At 59.2% G+C, this 18,507-nt stretch carries 13 protein-coding genes and 3 pseudogenes; 10 read left to right on the top strand and 6 right to left on the bottom strand.

The genetic code is table 11. The annotated features are described in order from the left end of the window. The first annotated feature begins 109 nt into the window (after window positions 1–109). The 8 genes and pseudogenes from fabF to cysE all read left to right on the top strand — a co-directional run bounded on the left by fabF (window position 110) and on the right by cysE (window position 9,755). The gene (gene fabF, locus B4968_RS17205; protein ID WP_083100648.1) at window positions 110–1,375 is read left to right on the top strand and encodes a beta-ketoacyl-ACP synthase II; all 1,266 of its coding nucleotides are present in this window, start codon (window positions 110–112) and stop codon (window positions 1,373–1,375) included. Then, window positions 1,376–2,530 carry an endolytic transglycosylase MltG gene (gene mltG, locus B4968_RS17200; RefSeq protein WP_083100647.1) on the top strand — a complete coding sequence of 385 codons (1,155 nt, stop codon included), beginning with the start codon at window positions 1,376–1,378 and terminating at the stop codon, window positions 2,528–2,530. It begins immediately after the preceding gene. Between the two features lie 402 nt (window positions 2,531–2,932). Continuing rightward, on the top strand, window positions 2,933–3,277 hold the full coding sequence (locus tag B4968_RS17190) for a hypothetical protein (RefSeq protein ID WP_083100645.1): 345 nt from the start codon (window positions 2,933–2,935) through the stop codon (window positions 3,275–3,277). Further along, a complete protein-coding gene (locus B4968_RS17185) occupies window positions 3,261–4,547 on the top strand; it encodes a DNA-packaging protein (RefSeq protein WP_083100644.1) in 1,287 nt (428 codons plus the stop codon). Before B4968_RS17190 ends, B4968_RS17185 begins: the two co-directional genes overlap by 17 nt. Window positions 4,548–4,911: 364 nt before the next feature. After that, window positions 4,912–5,418: a phage portal protein gene (locus tag B4968_RS17180; protein ID WP_338153302.1), complete on the top strand. Its 507-nt coding sequence runs from the start codon at window positions 4,912–4,914 to the stop codon at window positions 5,416–5,418. Beyond that, window positions 5,417–8,410 (top strand): annotated as a pseudogene (locus B4968_RS17175) (baseplate multidomain protein megatron); the annotation flags it as partial. The gene B4968_RS17180 and the pseudogene B4968_RS17175, both read left to right, overlap by 2 nt. Beyond that, window positions 8,403–8,729, top strand: coding sequence for a DUF7742 family protein (locus B4968_RS17170; protein WP_241525816.1), 327 nt, complete (start codon window positions 8,403–8,405; stop codon window positions 8,727–8,729). The pseudogene B4968_RS17175 and the gene B4968_RS17170, both read left to right, overlap by 8 nt. Window positions 8,730–8,987: 258 nt before the next feature. Then, window positions 8,988–9,755, top strand: a complete 768-nt coding sequence (gene cysE, locus B4968_RS17165; protein ID WP_241525820.1) for a serine O-acetyltransferase — start codon at window positions 8,988–8,990, stop codon at window positions 9,753–9,755. Between the two features lie 245 nt (window positions 9,756–10,000). On the opposite strand, the pseudogene B4968_RS17160 reads toward cysE, so the two are convergent. The 5 genes and pseudogenes from B4968_RS17160 to B4968_RS17140 all read right to left on the bottom strand — a co-directional run bounded on the left by B4968_RS17160 (window position 10,001) and on the right by B4968_RS17140 (window position 15,754). Continuing rightward, a pseudogene (locus B4968_RS17160) lies at window positions 10,001–11,312 on the bottom strand (pyruvate dehydrogenase complex dihydrolipoamide acetyltransferase). Window positions 11,313–11,324: 12 nt separating this feature from the next. Continuing rightward, window positions 11,325–12,704: a pyruvate dehydrogenase complex E1 component subunit beta gene (locus B4968_RS17155; RefSeq protein ID WP_083100642.1), complete on the bottom strand. Its 1,380-nt coding sequence runs from the start codon at window positions 12,702–12,704 to the stop codon at window positions 11,325–11,327. 16 nt (window positions 12,705–12,720) lie between these two features. Next, the gene (gene pdhA / locus B4968_RS17150) at window positions 12,721–13,710 is read right to left on the bottom strand and encodes a pyruvate dehydrogenase (acetyl-transferring) E1 component subunit alpha (protein WP_083100641.1); all 990 of its coding nucleotides are present in this window, start codon (window positions 13,708–13,710) and stop codon (window positions 12,721–12,723) included. Window positions 13,711–13,940: 230 nt separating this feature from the next. After that, window positions 13,941–14,240: a septum formation initiator family protein gene (locus B4968_RS17145; RefSeq protein ID WP_083100640.1), complete on the bottom strand. Its 300-nt coding sequence runs from the start codon at window positions 14,238–14,240 to the stop codon at window positions 13,941–13,943. 348 nt (window positions 14,241–14,588) lie between these two features. Next, window positions 14,589–15,754 (bottom strand): annotated as a pseudogene (locus B4968_RS17140) (phosphoglycerate kinase). Window positions 15,755–15,915: 161 nt separating this feature from the next. On the opposite strand from B4968_RS17140, the gene B4968_RS17135 reads away from it, so the two are divergent. Beyond that, complete coding sequence (locus tag B4968_RS17135; RefSeq protein WP_083100639.1) at window positions 15,916–16,422, top strand: peptidylprolyl isomerase; 507 nt, start codon at window positions 15,916–15,918, stop codon at window positions 16,420–16,422. Then, window positions 16,415–16,963, top strand: a complete 549-nt coding sequence (locus B4968_RS17130; protein ID WP_083100638.1) for a peptidylprolyl isomerase — start codon at window positions 16,415–16,417, stop codon at window positions 16,961–16,963. Before B4968_RS17135 ends, B4968_RS17130 begins: the two co-directional genes overlap by 8 nt. 97 nt (window positions 16,964–17,060) lie before the next feature. Here B4968_RS17130 and B4968_RS17125 read toward each other — a convergent pair whose 3' ends face one another. Then, window positions 17,061–18,254: a calcium-binding protein gene (locus tag B4968_RS17125; RefSeq protein WP_083100637.1), complete on the bottom strand. Its 1,194-nt coding sequence runs from the start codon at window positions 18,252–18,254 to the stop codon at window positions 17,061–17,063. Window positions 18,255–18,507 lie beyond the last annotated feature (253 nt).

Here is an 18,507-nt window from a genome sequence, read left to right as displayed (position 1 = left end):
GATTTCTTTTGGGGATGTCCCATTGAGACGTTCTATTGCCGCACTTGCACCTCTTGGCCAATCCAAGCTATCTGGGTGAGCGAATTGCCGAGGCAAAGGAGAGCATGGGATGCGTCGAGTAGTTGTAACCGGATTGGGATTGGTGACGCCTTTGGCAACCGGGGTAGAAGAGACCTGGTCTCGGCTGTTGGATGGCCAGTCTGGCGCGGGGCCAATCACCCTGTTTGACGCTGAGGCCAGCGGTGTTGTCACCACCTATGCCTGCGAAGTTCCGCGCGGTGATGGATCAGACGGCACCTTTAACCCGGATGACTGGGTGATAAAAAAAGATCAGAAAAAGATCGACGACTTTATCCTGTACGGCATTGCTGCGGCTGATATGGCTGTGCGCGATGCGGGCTGGTTGCCCGAGGACGATGACGCCCGTGAACGCACAGGCGTTATGATCGGATCCGGTATCGGTGGTCTGAGCTCAATCGCTGACACGGCCGTGATGATCAAGGAAAAGGGACCCCGCCGGGTGTCCCCGTTCTTTATCCCGGGGGCATTGATCAACCTGATCTCCGGACAGGTCTCTATCCGGTTTGGTTTCAAGGGCCCGAACCACTCTGTTGTGACGGCCTGTTCTACCGGGGCCCATGCGATTGGGGATGCGGCCCGTCTTATTAAATCGGGCGACGCGGACGTCATGGTTGCGGGCGGCGCCGAGGCGGCGATTTGCGAGATTGGCATCGCCGGTTTCAACGCCTGCAAAGCCCTGTCGACAAAACGCGCCGACGATCCCAAATCGGCATCCCGCCCCTATGACGCCGACCGTGACGGCTTTGTCATGGGCGAGGGTGCTGGCATTGTGGTGCTGGAAGAGTATGAACACGCCAAGGCCCGTGGCGCCAAGATCTACGCCGAAGTGCTGGGCTATGGTCTGTCGGGCGACGCCTACCACATCACCGCGCCTTCCGAGACGGGTGAGGGCGGTGAACGCTCGATGCGCGCCGCGCTGAAACATGCGGGGCTTGAGCCCAATGATATCGACTATATCAATGCGCATGGCACCTCGACCATGGCGGATACCATTGAGCTAGGCGCGGTGGAACGGATGTTGGGGGATCATGCCGCAAACGTTACCATGTCCTCGACAAAATCCGCGACTGGGCACCTGTTGGGCGCGGCTGGTGCAATTGAGGCGATCTTCTCGATCCTGGCGATCCGCGATCAGGTTGCGCCGCCCACCATCAACCTGGACAACCCGGCTGTTGAATCCGCAGTGGATCTGGCGCCAAATCAAAAACGCGCGCGCAAAATCGACGTAGCGCTGTCCAACTCCTTTGGCTTTGGCGGCACCAATGCCTCGGTCGTCTTTGGAAAGCCCAGGTAAATGTGGCGTAGCTTAGCCTCAAATATGCTGACGATCCTGGTGGTGATGCTGTTCCTTTTGGGCGGCGTCATCCTTTGGGGGAAATCGGAATATTCCGCCGAGGGCCCACTGGAGACAGCGATCTGCCTGCAGGTGCGTCCCGGCTCGAACATGACACGCGTCAGCAAGGATCTTGCCCAGCAGGGCGCGGTTTCCTCTGGGGCACTGTTCCGGCTGAGCGCAAAATACACCGAGAAGTCCAGCCAGCTGAAAGCCGGCAGCTTTTTGGTTCGCCCGGGCACCTCTATCGAGACCATCCTCGATCAGATTACCATTGGCGGCGCAAGCACCTGCGGCACCGAAGTTGTGTACCGCGTCGGCGTGACCCGTCTGCGTGCAGAGGTGCGTGAGCTGGATCCGGCGTCGGGGAAATTTGTCGAACGCGCCGAGTTTGAACTGGGCGTCGACGAGGCTCCGGAAATTTTCACCGCGTTGAAATCGGCCTCGGATACCCGGTTTCGGGTGGCTCTGGCCGAGGGGGTGACCAGTTGGCAGGTCGTCAATGGGCTGAATGCAATCGACATTCTGTCGGGTGATCCCGGTGAACGTCCGGCAGAGGGCATGCTGGCCCCTGACAGCTATGAGATCGTCCAGGGCCAACCCCGGGATGAGATCCTGGAGCAGATGCAGGAGCGGCAGGAGCTGTTGGTTGCGGCCGCCTGGGAAAACCGCAGTCCTGATGCGGCTGTTCAGAGCCCGCAGGAGATGCTGATCTTGGCGTCGATTATTGAAAAAGAGACCGGCGTCGCCCGTGAGCTCGGGCAGGTGGCCAGTGTCTTTACCAACCGCCTGAACCGTGGCATGCGTCTGCAGACGGATCCGACGGTGATCTACGGCGTCACCAGGGGCGAAGGCGTGCTGGGGCGCGGATTGCGGCAAAGCGAGCTTCGCAAGGTGACACCCTGGAACACCTATGTGATCGAAGGGCTGCCTCCGACACCAATCGCCAACCCTGGCAAGGCAAGCCTTGCAGCGGCGGTGAACCCGGACACAACCGACTATGTGTTCTTTGTGGCTGCTGGCACCGGAGGGCATGCCTTTGCCGAGACCCTGCAGGAGCACAATAGCAATGTCGCCAAATGGCGTCAGATCGAAGCGGAGCGGAACAACAACTGACCGCGTGCCATCTGATCTATCGGGTTTGTGCCGCGATCAAACTGTTCGCAATAAGACCTGCCCCTGACCATTGGGGCAGGTTTTTTTCTTATCCGGGACCTCACAGCCCATACCTTTGTTGTTCGACCAAGGCTCACGTGCAGCCCTGATCCTCAGCCGCATTTCTGTGTGCAGCTCATTTGTGTCCTGCGGCATTTCGTTAATTTTTTCTTTTATCTTCGGGCGCTTGGCAACCCAGGCTGATTTGACTTTTGCGCAAATATTCGGCTAGCTCACCAGGTAGCTGGAAGATAACCAAGTCAGAGCGCCGCCCAAATCAGGCCCATGCCAAGAGGCATTGGAGACGCTTGTTATCTTTCTGACGTGCGGGGAACAACCTTAGCATGAGATGCGATAGCCCAAATGACCAAAACAGAACCGGACCCTCAGGTCCAAAGCACTGGTGATCTGTTGCTCTCGTTGCAGCGCTCCATTTTGCGATTGCGCCACGAGGCTGAGGAGCTGCAGCAGCGACTGGCGGCTGAAGGCGATGAGGCGCTGACAGCGGCGCTGCCGCGTCTGGCCAAACTTGAGAGCCTTATCAGAGATTGCCAGAAAGTGGAGAAAACCCTTGTCGAAAATAGTACCCAAGGAGCCCCGGATCAGTCCGGGATTGACCTCGCCACCGCGCGCGTTGAAATCATCAGCCGTCTGGATCGCCTCCGCTCCGCCCTGGGTGCAGATGAAACTGATGGAGCAGCTGAGTGAGAATGCTCTCAAGGCTCTGCCCTATCTGTTTGAGGCCTGGGCCCATGCGCATCAACTGCCGCCTGACGGCAGCTGGCGGACCTGGGTGATCCTGGGCGGGCGCGGCGCGGGAAAAACCCGTGCCGGCGCCGAATGGATCAGGGCCGAGGTCGAAGGGGCCACGCCCCTGGCTGCAGGGCGGGCGCGGCGGCTGGCGTTGATCGGCGAGACCTATGATCAGGTGCGCGATGTGATGATCGAGGGCGACAGTGGCATTCTGGCGTGCTCGCCGCCAGACCGGCGCCCGCAGTGGAAGGCTGGCGAACGCAAACTGATTTGGGCAAATGGCGCAATGGCGCAGGCGTTTTCGGCCCATGACCCCGAGGCGTTGCGGGGGCCACAGTTTGACACGGCCTGGGTGGATGAGCTGGCCAAATGGCGGCGCGCCCGAGAGGCCTGGGATATGCTGCAGTTCTCCCTGCGGCTGGGGCAGGACCCTCGGGTCTGCGTGACCTCAACGCCGCGTAATGTGGCCGTGTTGCGCGACCTGCTGGCCTCACCCTCGACCGTGCAGAGCCATGCCCCGACCGAGGCCAACCGGGCAAATCTGGCGCCCTCCTTTCTGAGCGAGGTTCGGGCCAGATATGCAGGCTCGCGGCTGGGGCGGCAGGAGCTGGACGGGATCTTGCTATCCGAGGTCGAGGGCGCCTTCTGGCAGGCGGCCCAACTGGCAGAGCGACAGGTGGCTGCACCTCCTGTGCTGGACCGGATCGTGGTGGCCGTGGACCCGGCGGTCAGTTCGGGCAAAGCCTCGGATGCCTGTGGGATCATTGTGGCTGGAGCGGTGCTGCAGGGGCCGCCGCAGAAATGGCAGACCTATGTGTTGGCGGATCGTACCGTTCAGGGACTCGGGCCCTTGGCCTGGGCACGGGCTGTGCTGGCGGCCACCGATGAATTCTCGGCCGACCGGGTGGTGGCTGAGGTCAATCAGGGCGGAGCACTGGTCGAGAACCTGTTGCGACAGGTTGACCCGCTGGTGCCGTTTCGCGCTCTGCATGCCAGCCGGGGCAAGGCGGCAAGGGCGGAACCCGTCGCAGCCCTGTACGAGCAGCACAGGGTGCATCACCTGCCGGGGCTGGCCGAATTGGAAGAACAGATCTGCCAGATGACACCGCAGGGGTTTCAGGGGCAGGGCTCACCGGACCGGCTGGATGCACTGGTCTGGGCCATTTACGAGTTGATTCTGGGACCAGCAGGCAGAATGCGACTGCCCAGGGCACGGATGCTTTAGGGCAGAATTGCTGGATGCAACATGTTAAGGCACTGAAGTCTTATTATGTATCAATGGCTTAGATTTCATGTTGCACTCGGGCGGAACGGCAGGCTTTGGGAATTTTCAGACCAAACCTTCATACCTTTTCTCCAGCGAGGGCGCAGTGCCCAATTGATGGATCAAAGGAGTGGCCCATGGGGTTTGACCTACCTTGGCGCAAGAAACAGCCCAATGAGACTCTGACGTACAAACCAAGGCCAGTGCCGCTGCTCGTGTCATCGCCTGGCAGGGTGCCGGATCGGTAAGTTTCTCAGCCCGGGACGCGACATCCCTAACGCGGCTCGGCTATGCGGGCAATCCTGTTGGGTTTCGGGCTGTTCGAATGGTGGTCGAAGCGGCCGCTGCGCTGCCACTCGTGGTGCAGGATAGCGACCAGCGCTATGAGACCCATCCGTTTCTGTCGCTGATTTCGCGGCCCAACACGGCCCAGACCCGGCAGGACTTTCTGGAAGCTCTGTTTGGTCATCTGTTGCTTTCAGGCAATGCCTATGTTGAGGCGGTCAGCGACACCGAGGGCTGGCCGACAGAGCTGCATGTGCTGCGCCCTGACAGAATGTCTGTTGTTCCGGCCACAGATGGCTGGCCCTCGGCCTATGACTATACAGTCGCGGGTCGCAAACACCGTTTTGCCTGTGAGGGCAGCCGCAGTGCCATTCTTCACCTGAAGAACTTTCACCCGCAGGACGACCACTACGGGCTGGCACCGCTGCAGGCCGCCGCCTTGTCGCTGGATGTCCATACGGCGGCCTCTCAGTGGTCCAAGGGGCTGCTGGACAATGCGGCCCGCCCGTCTGGTGCGCTGGTCTGGGCGGGGGCTGGCCCAGGATGAGGACGAGCGGCCGATCTACGGTGGAACGCCGACGGATGCCTCTGTGATTGAAGCCATCACGGCCCTGCATTCGGCTGGCAAGCGCGTGATGTTTTACCCGTTTATTCTGATGGACCAGAAGAGTGACAACACATTGCCTAACCCCTGGACCCTCACGGGGTATCAGCCGAACCTGCCCTGGCGTGGACGCATCACGCTCTCCAAGGCTCCAGGCCAGGCGGGCTCTCCGGATCAAAGCGCCGCCGCTGACGACGAGGTCACCGCCTTTTTTGGCATGGCCTCGGCTGCGGATTTCACCCTGTCTGAGGGCAGCGTCACCTATACTGGCGTAGAGGACGACTGGGGGCTCAACCGCTTTATTCTGCACTGTGCCGCCCTTTGTGCTGCCGCCGGTGGGGTGGATGCTTTTTGCATCAGCTCCGAGATGCGGGGGCTGACCCAGATCCGCGGCGCTGCCGGGTTCCCGGCGGTGGATGCCCTGCGTCAGCTGGCGGCGCAGGTGCGCCTGCTGCTGCCTGAGGCAAAGCTCAGCTATGCGGCGGACTGGTCGGAATACTGGGGCTACCTTAGCCCCGAGGGAAACAGGTATTTCCACCTTGATCCGCTTTGGGCTGACAGCAATATCGATTTTATCGGTATCGACAACTATATGCCGCTGTCGGACTGGCGTGACGGGCCGGATCACCTGGACCGGGCGGGCGGGGTTCCCAGCATCTATGATCTGGATTACCTGCGCGCCAATGTCGAGGGCGGCGAGGGCTATGACTGGTACTATCACTCGCCCGAAGCCGAGGCAGCGCAGATCCGCACACCCATTACCGATGGTGCGTATGATGAGCCCTGGATCTGGCGCTACAAGGATTTGAAAAACTGGTGGCGCAACACACATCATGATCGCATCAACGGGGTCCGACAGGCCTCAGCCAGTGCCTGGTTGCCCGAGAGCAAACCCATCTGGTTCACCGAGCTGGGCTGTGCCGCCATAAACAAAGGCACCAACCAGCCGAATAAGTTCCTGGACCCCAAAAGCTCTGAATCGCGCCTGCCTAAGTTCTCTAACGGTCATCGCGATGACCTGATGCAGCTGCAGTATCTCAAAGCGATATTGGGCTACTGGAGCGAGGCGGACAACAACCCCACCTCTTCGGAATACGAGGGGCGAATGCTGGATATGGGAAACGCCTTTGTCTGGGCCTGGGATGCACGCCCTTTCCCGGCGTTCCCCAATCTGTCCGAGATCTGGAGCGATGGCGACAACTATCTGCGGGGGCACTGGCTCAATGGGCGCGCTGGGCAACGCAGCCTTGCCTCGGTGGTGCGCGAGATCTGTGCCCGGTCTGGTCAGGATCAGATCGATGTCTCACAGCTCTATGGTATCGTGCATGGCTATGGGCTCAGCGAGGTCTCGGAGGCCCGCGCAGCCCTGCAACCTCTGAATCTGCGGCAGGGGTTTGACAGTATCGAGCGCGATGGGGTGCTGTTGTTTCGTCTGCGTCAGGGGGAGGTCGGGACGGATGTATCACAGCAAACCCTTGTTGCCAGCGATGAGCTGGACGGCGTGCTGGAACAGACCCGTGAGGCCGAAGCCGAATTGGCGGGACGGGTGCGTTTGCGGTTTATTGAATGGGGCAGCAGCTATGATATCGCCGCAGAAGAAGCCAGCCTGCCGGATGAGGCGACCCATGCGGTGAGCGACAGCGAGCTGGCCATGGTGCTGACCCGGGCAGAGGCACGCCAGATTGTCGAACGCTGGCTGGCCGAGGCCCGGGTGGCGCGAGACTCTGCCCGGTTTGTGCTGCCGCTGTCAGAACTGCAGCTGGGGGTGGGCGACGTCATTTCGCTGCCGCTCTCGCCTGTGCAGGCGCAAGCCAACAGTGACGTGGGGGACGAGAGCCAGCTGGTGTCAGAGAACGCCACGGCCAGCCAGGGCCGCTTTCGACTTGACCGGGTGGAACTGGGCGCGGCCCAGATCGTAGAGGCGGTACGGATCGAGCCCGAGGTCTATATAGCGGCGGATGTCGCAGAGGGGCTGCCGACGAGCCGCGCCTTTGAGCCGCCCTTGCCGGTTCTGCCGCTGTTTCTCGATCTGCCTCTGTTGACCGGGGAGGAGGTGCCGCATGCGCCGCATCTTGCGGTGACGGCTCAGCCCTGGCCCGGGACAGTCGCGCTCTATGGCTCGGATAGTGATGAGGCCTATGTGCTGGAAGAGATCATCGCGGCGCGCAGCACCATTGGCCTGACTGAAACGCCCCTTGCGGCGGGGCCGGTTGGCCGCTGGGATTTGGGCGCAGACCTGCAGGTAAAGCTGATCACGGGCAGCCTGCAAAGCCGCGAGGTCCTGGCGGTTCTCAATGGCGCCAATGCGGCAGCCATTGGCGATGGCAGCAATGACAACTGGGAAGTGTTCCAGTTTCAAACGGCCCAATTGGTTGCTGAGAACACCTATATGCTGCGCGGCCGTCTGCGGGGTCAGTTGGGCAGCGATGGGCTGATGGCGCCTGTTTGGCCGGAAGGGTCCTATATGGTGCTGCTGGACGCAAACCTCACGCAGCTGGAGCTGACAACGGCGCAACGTCGCCTTGCCCGGCACTACCGGATTGGTCCGGCGCGCCGTGGCTATGATGATCCCAGCTATCTGCACCGGGTTGAGGCCTTTGACGGCAATGGTCTGCGCCCCTATGCGCCGGTGCATCTGCGCCTGACGGGCGCGCTGGGCGATGATATTGCCGCCAGCTGGATTCGCCGCAGCCGGATCGAGGGCGACAGTTGGGACCTTGAAGAAATCCCTCTGGGGGAGGCGCAAGAGGCCTACCGGATCCGTATTCTGCGCGGCGAAACCGTGCTGCGGGACCTCACAGTGAGCACACCAGACTGGATCTATACTGCAAGCGCCCAAAGCGCTGATGGCGCATTGGCGGATGATCTGTTTGAGGTGGCGCAGCTGTCGGACCGCTATGGTGCAGGATTTTCGGTGCGGCGGGCTCTTGGCTGAGGGCGATGACGGCCTGGCCGCGCGCCACAGGATGCTGCAGCCTGTTCTGCCGCAGGACATAAGCAGCCTTGCACGCGCACTTTTGACGGTGCCCGCGCAAGAGCGCCGCGGGTTTTGCGCGGTGCTGTTTGATCATGCCGCGCTGGCGGCGCGCCATGTGGCTGAAACTGGCCAGCTGCATTGTCTTTGGGGAAATGGGACTTTGGATGCGGCGGCGCGCCATTTTCCATTGGCAAAAGAGCCCTTGTGGGACGACCCGACCTATCTGAGTTGTCTGATAATTGTGCTGCATGAGCTGCAAAGACGTCTCTCGCTATAGGAAAGACGTCTCTCGCTATAGGCATGAAAGTCCAGTCTGGCAGTGGCGCCCCTTGTGCGGCTCTTATCTGGCGAGGCTGGTTTTGTATCCAATTTTGTGATGGTGTGAGCTGATCTATTCAATTTTGGAATATGGCTCATCACGGGTTTGCGCTTGGAATTTTCTGTCCTAAATGCAAACCTCGGAGCCAGAAGAGGACACCATGCCATGATCAAGACACGCAAAGCCGTCTCGCAGCTGGACCCGGTCTGGTAGCAGATCTCGACAGAAGCACAGGAAGCTGTGGTGAAACAGCCGCTTATGGGCGGGTTGATCCATGCCTGTATTCTGCACCATCCAACCCTGGAGAAGGCGCTGTCCTACCGGATCGCAGCCAAGCTGTGCTCCAATGAGATGTCGATGGTTATCCTGCGTGAAATCGTTGATACGGCCTATGCCTCAGACCCTAGCCTGATTGAAGCGGCGCGGGCGGACCTTATGGCGGTCTATGACCGGGATCCGGCCTGCCACCGCCTGCTGCAGCCGATCCTCTATTTCAAGGGGTATCAGGCCGTGCAGGCCTACCGCGTGGCGCCTTGGCTGTGGACGCAGGGAGATCAGGATCTTGCCTTCTTTTTCCAGATGCGGATTTCCGAGATTTTTGGCGTCGATATTCATCCCGGTGCCAAAATCGGCCGCGGGATCATGATTGACCACGCCCATTCCATCGTTATCGGTGAGACGGCCGTGGTGGGCAACAATGTCTCGATGCTGCATTCGGTCACTTTGGGCGGCACGGGCAAGGAAGAAGAAGACCGCCATCCAAAGATCGAGGACGGGGTTCTGATTGGGGCCGGGGCCAAGGTTCTCGGCAATATCCGTGTCGGCCACTGCAGCCGGATTGCCGCCGGCTCTGTGGTTCTGGCTGAGGTGCCCCCCTGCACAACCGTGGCAGGGGTTCCGGCCAAGATCGTTGGTGAGGCGGGCTGTGATCAGCCGGCAATGAGCATGGATCAGGTGCTTTCAGATCACAGCACACCCAAATAAGAGAGGCCCTTGCTGCGGCCCACTGGTTGAGCTGTGATGGGACATGAATGCCGTAAAGGGGGGCTTTGGCCCTCCTTTATTTTTTGGGGACTGCATTGCAAAGGCACTCTTGCGCGGACGCCTTATGGCAAGAAAAACCTCCCGCTGGGGTTAGCCATGCGGGAGGCAATGTTGTGCAGACTAAGGTGATGACCAGCCCAGGGCTGTGCCGGTCATCTCAGGTTTTTTAGGTTTGGCCCCAAACCTTATGCGAGCATGACCATGGGGTTCTCCAGGTTCTCGACAATCGCCTGCAAAAGCTGCGCGCCAAGGGCTCCGTCGATGACGCGGTGGTCAACTGACATGGTGACACTCATCACGGTGGCTACCTTCAGCTCCCCGTCCGCGCCAACAACGGGTTTTTTGGCGCCAGCGCCAACGGCCAGAATACCGGCATGCGGCGGGTTTACGATGGCGTCGAAATTATCAATGCCAAACATGCCGAGGTTGGAAATGGCAAAGCTGCCGCCCTGGTATTCATGCGGGGCCAGTTTGCGGTCCCGTGCCCGGGCCGCGAGGTCCTTCATCTCTGCCGAGAGTGACGAGAGGGACTTCATATGGCTGTCTTGCAGCACAGGCGTGAATAGGCCGCCCTCAATGGCCACCGCAACGGCCACATCCGAGGCCTCCATTTTGAGAACCCGGTCGCCAGCCCAGACAGCATTGGCATCCGGAACTGCCTGAAGGGCATTTGCTACAGCTTTGATAATAAAATCATTTACCGAGAGTTTGACGCCACGACCCTCAAGCTGCTTGTTGAGCTGTGCACGGAATTTGAGCAGGGCATCCAGCTGAATGTCGCGACGCAGGTAGAAATGCGGCACGGTCTGTTTGGCCTCGGTGAGGCGGGCAGCGATGGTTTTACGCATACCATCAAGGCTGACTTCCTCAAAGGCGCGCCCCTCATACATCCGGGCCACTTTGTCAGCAGAGGCGCCCGTTGCCAGGAGGCCGCAGGTGCGGCCGGAGCGGGGGCTGGTGCAGTTGCTACGGGGGCTTTGGCGGCCGCCGTTGCGTTTTCCACATCGGCTTTGACAATACGGCCCCGGCGGGCCAGAGCCGCTGATTTGCGCAAGGTCCAGGCCTTTGTCGGCGGCAATGCGCCGGGCAAGGGGAGAGGCAAAAAGGCGGGATCCATCGGCAGCGACTGGCGTTGCCGGGGCAGGGGGCGCGGCTGTTTCAACGGCCGCAGGGGCCGCCTCACCAGCCGCGTCGGCTGCTGGGGCAGCCTCTGCGTTTGGCGCAGCTGTGGCGGCTATATCGCCAGCGCTTTCGCCCTCTTCCCAGCAAGACTGCGATGAGCGTGTTAACTTTTACGCCTTCGCTGCCTTCTGCCACCAGAATTTTGCCGAGGATGCCTTCATCGACAGCCTCGAATTCCATTGTGGCCTTGTCGGTCTCAATCTCGGCGATAAGGTCGCCGGATGAGACTGTGTCGCCTTCCTTGACCAACCATTTGGCAAGGGTGCCTTCCTCCATCGTCGGGGACAGCGCAGGCATCAGGATTTCTATTGGCATCTTGAGCGCTCCTTACCGGTAGGTCACTTGTTTCACGGCTGCGACCACTTCATCAGTGGTGATCAGTGCGTGGCGTTCCAGGTTGGCGGCATAGGGCATGGGGACATCCTTGCCGGTGCAGGTGATCACGGGGGCATCAAGATAGTCGAACGCCTGCTGCATCACCTCGGAGGCGATGTAGCTGCCAACGGATCCCTGTGGCCAGCCTTCTTCAACGGTGACCAGACGGTTGGTCTTCATAACCGATTTGATCACCGCGGGCAGGTCCATCGGGCGCAGGGTGCGCAGATCAATGACCTCGGCCGAAATACCATCTTCAGCCAGCTTTTCAGCGGCTTCCAGGGCAAAATGCATGCCGATCCCAAAGGAGACGATGGTGGCATCCGTGCCTTCGCGCCAGATCCGCGCCTTACCAAACGGTACGGTGAAATCATCCATTTTGGGCACATCAAAAGAGCGGCCATACATGATTTCATTTTCCAGAAAGATCACCGGGTTGGGATCGCGAATGGCCGATTTCAGCAGACCCTTGGCATCCGAGGCCGAGTAGGGCATCGCAACCTTCAAACCGGGCACCTGCATATACCAGGCCGCGTAGTCCTGACTGTGCTGCGCGCCAACACGCGCCGCGGCCCCATTTGGACCGCGAAACACCATAGACGCTCCCATCTGACCACCAGACATATAGAGGGTTTTGGCGGCAGAGTTGATAATATGGTCGATCGCCTGCATGGCAAAATTGAAGGTCATGAACTCGACAATCGGGTTGAGACCGCCAAAGGCAGCCCCGGTGGCAATGCCTGCAAAGCCGTGCTCGGTGATGGGGGTGTCGATGATGCGCTTGGGGCCAAACTCGTCCAGCAGGCCCTGCGAGATCTTGTAGGCGCCTTGGTATTCAGCGACTTCTTCACCCATCAAAAAGACGTTCTCATTGCCACGCATCTCTTCTGCCATGGCATCGCGAAGCGCCTCACGCACGGTGGTTTTGACCACTTCGGTGCCTTCAGGCCAGTCCGGGCTTGTGTCCACTTCGGGCGCAGCCGGGCGTGCGGCAGCAGCGACAGGGGCTGCGGGCACTTTAGGTGCCCCGGCCACTGGCGCTCTTTCGCTCGCCGCAGGCGTAGAAGGGGCTGAGGAATCAGGGCTTTCGCCCTCTTCCAGCAGCACTGCAATGGGTGTGTTGACTTTCACGCCTTCAGTGCCGTCGGCAATGAGGATCTTGCCGATCACGCCTTCATCAACGGCCTCGAATTCCATCGTGGCTTTATCGGTTTCAATCTCTGCCATAATATCGCCAGAGCTTACGGTATCGCCTTCCTTGACCAGCCATTTGGCCAGCGTGCCTTCCTCCATGGTCGGCGACAGGGCGGGCATCAGAATTTCAGTTGCCATATCTAATCTCTTCCCCTCAGGCGTAAATATCGGTCCAGAGCTCATCAAGCGCTGGTTCCGGGCTGGTACGGGCGAACTCGGCCGCCTGGTTGACGATCTCTTTGATCTCTTTGTCGATCGCTTTCAGATCTTCCTCGCTGGCATGTTTGCCGGTGAGAAGCAGATCGCGGACCTGCTCGATCGGGTCGCGTTCACTGCGCATCTTCTGCACCTCTTCGCGGGTGCGGTACTTTGCCGGATCCGACATGGAGTGGCCGCGGTAGCGGTAGGTCTTTACCTCCAGGATATAGGGGCCCTTGCCGGACCGGAAGTGACCGACCGCGCGTTCGCTGGCCTCTTTGACCGCCAGCACATCCATGCCGTCAACGGCTTCGCCGGGGATGCCAAAGGCGGCGCCACGGGTATAGATGTCAGGGGTCGAGGTCGAGCGCGCCTGAGATGTGCCCATGGCGTATTGGTTGTTTTCAATGACAAAAACCACCGGCAAGTCCCAGATCGCGGCCATGTTGAAGGTCTCATAGACCTGACCCTGGTTGGCAGCCCCATCACCAAAATAGGTGAAGGTGACGCGCCCGTTGCCCTTGTATTTGTCAGAGAAGGCCAGACCTGCCCCCAGCGGCACCTGAGCGGCAACAATGCCGTGACCGCCGTAAAAATGCTTCTCTTTCGAGAACATATGCATCGAGCCGCCCTTGCCCTTGGACAACCCGCCCTCGCGGCCGGTGAGCTCGGCCATTACGCCGCCAGCTTCCATGCCACAGGCCAGCATATGGCCGTGGTCGCGATACGAGGTGATCCGCTTGTCGCCCTCTTCGGCGGCGGCCTCAAGACCAACAACAACAGCCTCCTGGCCGATATACAGGTGGCAAAAACCGCCGATGAGGCCCATGCCATAGAGCTGGCCTGCCTTTTCCTCGAATCGACGGATCAAAAGCATGTCACGGTAAAATTTGGTCAGTTCTTCGGCAGAAACATTTGGTTTCTTTGCGCTTTTTCTAGCTGCCATCGGTGCGGGCTCCCCCTTGAGGCTAGATAGTTTAGTATTAAACTAATCCATAATGTAATTTCAGTCAGCTGGCGAGACATTTTGTAACCTCGCATCATTTCCCAATGGGAATGATGCAACCATACATTTAGGTGCCGCAACGCTGGCGGTGCAGCCATGTTTGCATGCAGGTCGCGCCTGTTCAACAGCCGGATAGGACAGCAGTGACACAGCAGAGGTGGAGAAAGGGTTTAGCGGATGACGATTTCGTCGGCGCGCAGCAAACCAAGGACTGATCGGGCCCGCTCGTCCAGCAGATCCAGATCCAGATAGTCATCAGACAGCCGGTGGGTGAGATTTTCGATGGCGGTGATTTCCAGGCTCAGACGATCGAGATCCAGACGAAGCTCATCGGCTTCTGCCTGAATCTCGACTCTTCTGAACAACCCGAAATCACCCTGCACCGCCGCAAAGGTAAAATACGCGCTCAGCGCGAATGCGATGGCGAAAAAGGTAAACGCACCTAAGGAAGGCTTGCTGCTTCGGGTCACGTGGAGTTGCCTGTATGTTTACTGCTCAAGTCTGACGTTGGGCCAGTTGTTCCAGCCTCTGAACTGGTTATGCCACAAGTGATTCGGTTTGTGAATCCCCTTTTGTCTGCAAGGGGATAGATTTATTTGAATTAACCTTTTGTTAACGAGTGCGACCCGCGAGACACAGCAAGACTGATCCCCCCGATGGCAGAAAACATGGCTGGCAGAAAACATGACTGGCAGACAACATGGCCGACGAGAAACATGATCGGCCAAACATATGGTTAGCGGGGGGAAAAGAGAGCAGATTTCACAGGGGCAAGCGGCGCGCAGGCCGCATGCTTTCCTGCTTTGGTCAAGGGGATATCAGCCTTCTAGCGCGGCAACACCGGGCAGGGTCTTGCCCTCCATCCACTCCAGAAAGGCACCGCCCGCCGTGGAGATATAGGTGAAATCTTTCGCCGCCCCAGAGGCGTTGAGGGCTGCAACTGTGTCGCCACCACCAGCAACAGCAATGAGCGAACCGGCGCGGGTCAATGCCGCGGCTCGCAACGCGGCAGCATTGGTGGCTGCATCAAAGGGCTCCAGCTCAAAGGCACCAAGCGGGCCGTTCCAGATCAGTGTTTTGCTCTGCTCAAGGATCGCGTTGATGGTTGCAACACTTTGCGGGCCCGCATCCAGGATCATGCCAGTCTCGGGGCACTGATCGGCAGGCAGCACCTGATGGGCCGCATGGGTTTCAAACTTTTCAGCCACCACGATATCGCTGGGCAGGATGATTTTGCAGCCAGTGGTCTCGGCCTTGGCAAGGATCTCCAGGGCGGTGTCTTTCATGATCGGCTAGGCCAGCGAGACCCCAACGGGCAGGCCTTTGGCGACCAGGAATGTATTGGCCATCCCGCCGCCAATCACCAGATAGTCGACCTTCTCAATCAGGTTGCTCAGCAGTCCAGTTTGGTCGAGACCTTGGCGCCCCCCACCACAGCCGTGACCGGGCGTTGTGGCGCGCCAAGCGCGCTTTCCAGCGCCTTGAGCTCTGCCTGCATCAGGCGGCCGGCACAGGCAGGCAGCAGTCGTGCCAGCGCCTCTGTCGAGCTATGGGCGCGGTGAGCGGCGGAAAAGGCATCGTTGCAATAGATATCGCCCAATTCTGCCATGCCGGCAGCGAGCACGGGGTCATTTTTGGTTTCCCCGGCGTGAAAGCGGGTATTTTCCAGCAACAGGACCTCACCGCTCTGCAAGGCGCCTGAGGCCTCTTTGGCAGCCGCGCCAGTGCAGTCTGCTGCAAACCGGACCCTGGTTTCAAAGGCGCGTTCAAGCGTGGGCACCAGCTGGACCAGAGAGAGGTTTTCACGGCGTTCGCCACCAGGGCGGCCAAAATGCGCCAGCAAAATGGGTTTGCCGCCCGCCGCCAGAATGTCACGCACGGTGGGCGCAATGCGGCGGATGCGGGTGGAATCGGTAACAACCCCGTCAACAAGCGGCACATTGATGTCCACACGGACCAAAACCCGTTTGCCGTTCAAATCCATGTCGTCGAGAGTTTTCCAGCCCATGAGAGCCTCCTTGGCGCAGAAATTGCAGGTAATTGCGCTGTTCTTTCAGCGCTTTTGAGCCATCAGTCAATGCTCCCTTGGCAATTGGGGGCACTACCCTTAACTATCGTTGCAAATTTTGCAGATAGGAGAGCCTCATGGCCGAGATCAAAGATCCAGAAAACACGATCATCGTAGAGCTGAAAGATGGCAACGTTGTTATCGAATTGCTGGCGGATGTTGCGCCCAAACATGCCGAGCGCATGAAAGAGCTGGCGCGTAGTGGCGCCTATGACAACGTGTGTTTTCACCGGGTTATCGATGGCTTCATGGCGCAGACCGGCGATGTTGCCCATGGCGATATGGAAGATGGCTTTAACATTCGCATGGCCGGCACCGGCGGCTCGGACCTGCCCAACCTGCCTGCTGAGTTCTCCAAACTGCCGCATGACCGCGGCACATTGGGCGCGGCACGCTCTGCCAGCCCGGATTCGGCCAACTCGCAGTTTTTCATCAACTTCAAGGATAACCACTTCCTCAACGGTCAGTACACGGTCTATGGCCGGGTGATTGAGGGCATGGATCTGGGTGATGGCATCACCAAAGGCAAGCCCCCCGCCGAGCCTGATCGTATGATCAGTGTTAAGGTGGCTGCCGATGCTTAAGCTTGCAGCCGCATTTTCGCTGATGGCCAGCTCTGCTCTGGCGTCAGGATTGGAGATCCAGATCGCAGGTGAAGGCGCCAATGGCGTGGTACAGATCGACCTGTTTGAGGATCTGGCGCCTAAGCATGTTGAACAGATTACCGCCCTCGCGGCTGCTGGCCAATATGACGGGGTGGTATTTCACCGGGTGATCGATGGTTTCATGGCGCAGACTGGCGACGTGCAATATGGCAAACAGGGTGGCGACATGGGCCGCGCGGGCATGGGTGGATCTGACCGTCCCGACCTGCCGGCTGAGTTCTCTGATCGTGCCTTTGAGCGCGGCATCATTGGCATGGCCCGGGCGCAAAACCCCAATAGCGCCAACTCGCAGTTTTTCATCATGTTCAAGCCGGGATATTTTCTGAACGGTCAGTACACCGTTGTGGGAAAAGTCACTGCTGGCATGGATGTTGTCGATGCGATCAAGCTGGGCACCGGTGCCAATGGATCGGTTGTTGGCAAGCCCGACGCGATGACCAAGGTCACAGTGACCAAGTAACACAGCTTAAGGCAGCGCCTGGATCTACAGGAACGCTTACAAAGCAAAGTCCGCGCAAATCAGCGCGGGCTTTTTGTTTTGTTGCGTCTGGCCCGGATCAGAATAGGAAATTGTCGGCCTGCGCAATGTCTGACCAGCTGGCATCCTCTACCAAGATCGTCACATTGGCAAAACTGATGAGAACGTCATCCTGCTGCTGGGTGATATCGAGCTGTCCAAAACGGGAGGCGCCACGGCCGATTTCAATCAGATCCTGCCCGGATGCAAAATCGCGAATGGTGTCGTCGCCGTGGTTCTTGTGAAACACAAAGATATCCTTGCCACCGCCGCCGACCAGCAAGTCGTTGCCTTTGTGCCCTATAAGGCTGTCCCGGCCGTTTCCGCCCAGAAGGGTGTCATTGCCCGCACCGCCGACAAGACTGTCGTCTCCCTGGCTTCCAGCCAGCGTATCATGACCATTGCCGCCCGTCAGCCGGTCGTCATCCTTGCCGCCGTTAACCCGGTCGTTGCCTGCGCCACCGTTTAGAAGGTCATTGCCATCCTCCCCCAGCAGGATGTCTTTGCCATCCTGTCCCAGCAGGGTGTCATTGCTCAGGCCGCCAAGCAGCCGGTCATCGCCAGAACCACCTTTGAGCGTATCATTGCCTGATCCCCCCAGCAGCGTGTCGTTTCCGGTCAGCCCATTCATGTGGTCCGCGCCTGAAGTGCCCGTCATCAGGTCCCGGAGCACACCTGAATAGGCGTTGCCAAAGACGGTCTCGTCGCTCCTTGAGGCGGCTATCACTGAAATGGTTTGGTCGAGAAACTGGATGAACTCAATTGTGCTAAAGGTATCTCTCCCGTCGGCGCTACTCACTGTGCTGCCGCTATTTCCGGTCGCAAAGGACGCATTGGCAACGGTCGCGTTGACGACCAAAGTGTCGAGGCCGCTGCCGCCATCAATTTTGTCGTCCCCACTGCCGGGATTGATCGTGTCATTGCCTGCGCCTGTGTTCCAGGTGCCGCTTCGGGTTGAATTCACCGTGACCAGGTCATGCCCCTTGGTGGCATCGGTGGTGAAAGCGCTTGTCCCGATTGCTTCGTAGCTGCTCACCGGGACATCAAGCCCCGTGGCTGAGATGGCGGTTGTTCCGTCGAGCTGAATTGAAATGCTGTTGACCGTTCCGCTGACTGTAATCCCGTTTGACGAAAAGCTACCTGTAATCGTCGCTAAAGCCGTCTGTCCCTGGGAGCTGAAACCCGTGAGGGATATGGTCCCGGCGTTCACTGTCACCGGGGTAATATTCGTCATGTAAAATGTTTGCAGCCTTGAGATCGACCAGCTTTCAGTCGCGTTATTCACTGTGAAGGTGGCCAAGAAACGGTCCTTTCTAGGATAGAGGAGCCCCCTGATAACGTAATTGCGCGTGGGTCAGCCTGTGATTGCAGTCACAACTTTGAGGCGTGCCCGTCAGAGTGTAAAGGTATGGAATTCCCAAACCTTTGCAGGCTGTTGATCATACGCCACGGCCAATGCGAATTTTAGCGTATGTCGTATTTGCGCA

This window comes from Pseudophaeobacter leonis (assembly GCF_002087335.1).
GTDB classification, from domain to species: Bacteria; Pseudomonadota; Alphaproteobacteria; order Rhodobacterales; family Rhodobacteraceae; genus Pseudophaeobacter; species Pseudophaeobacter leonis.
The sequence above is the reverse complement of the archived record's forward strand: the minus strand, read 5'-3'. Positions and strand labels throughout refer to the sequence as shown.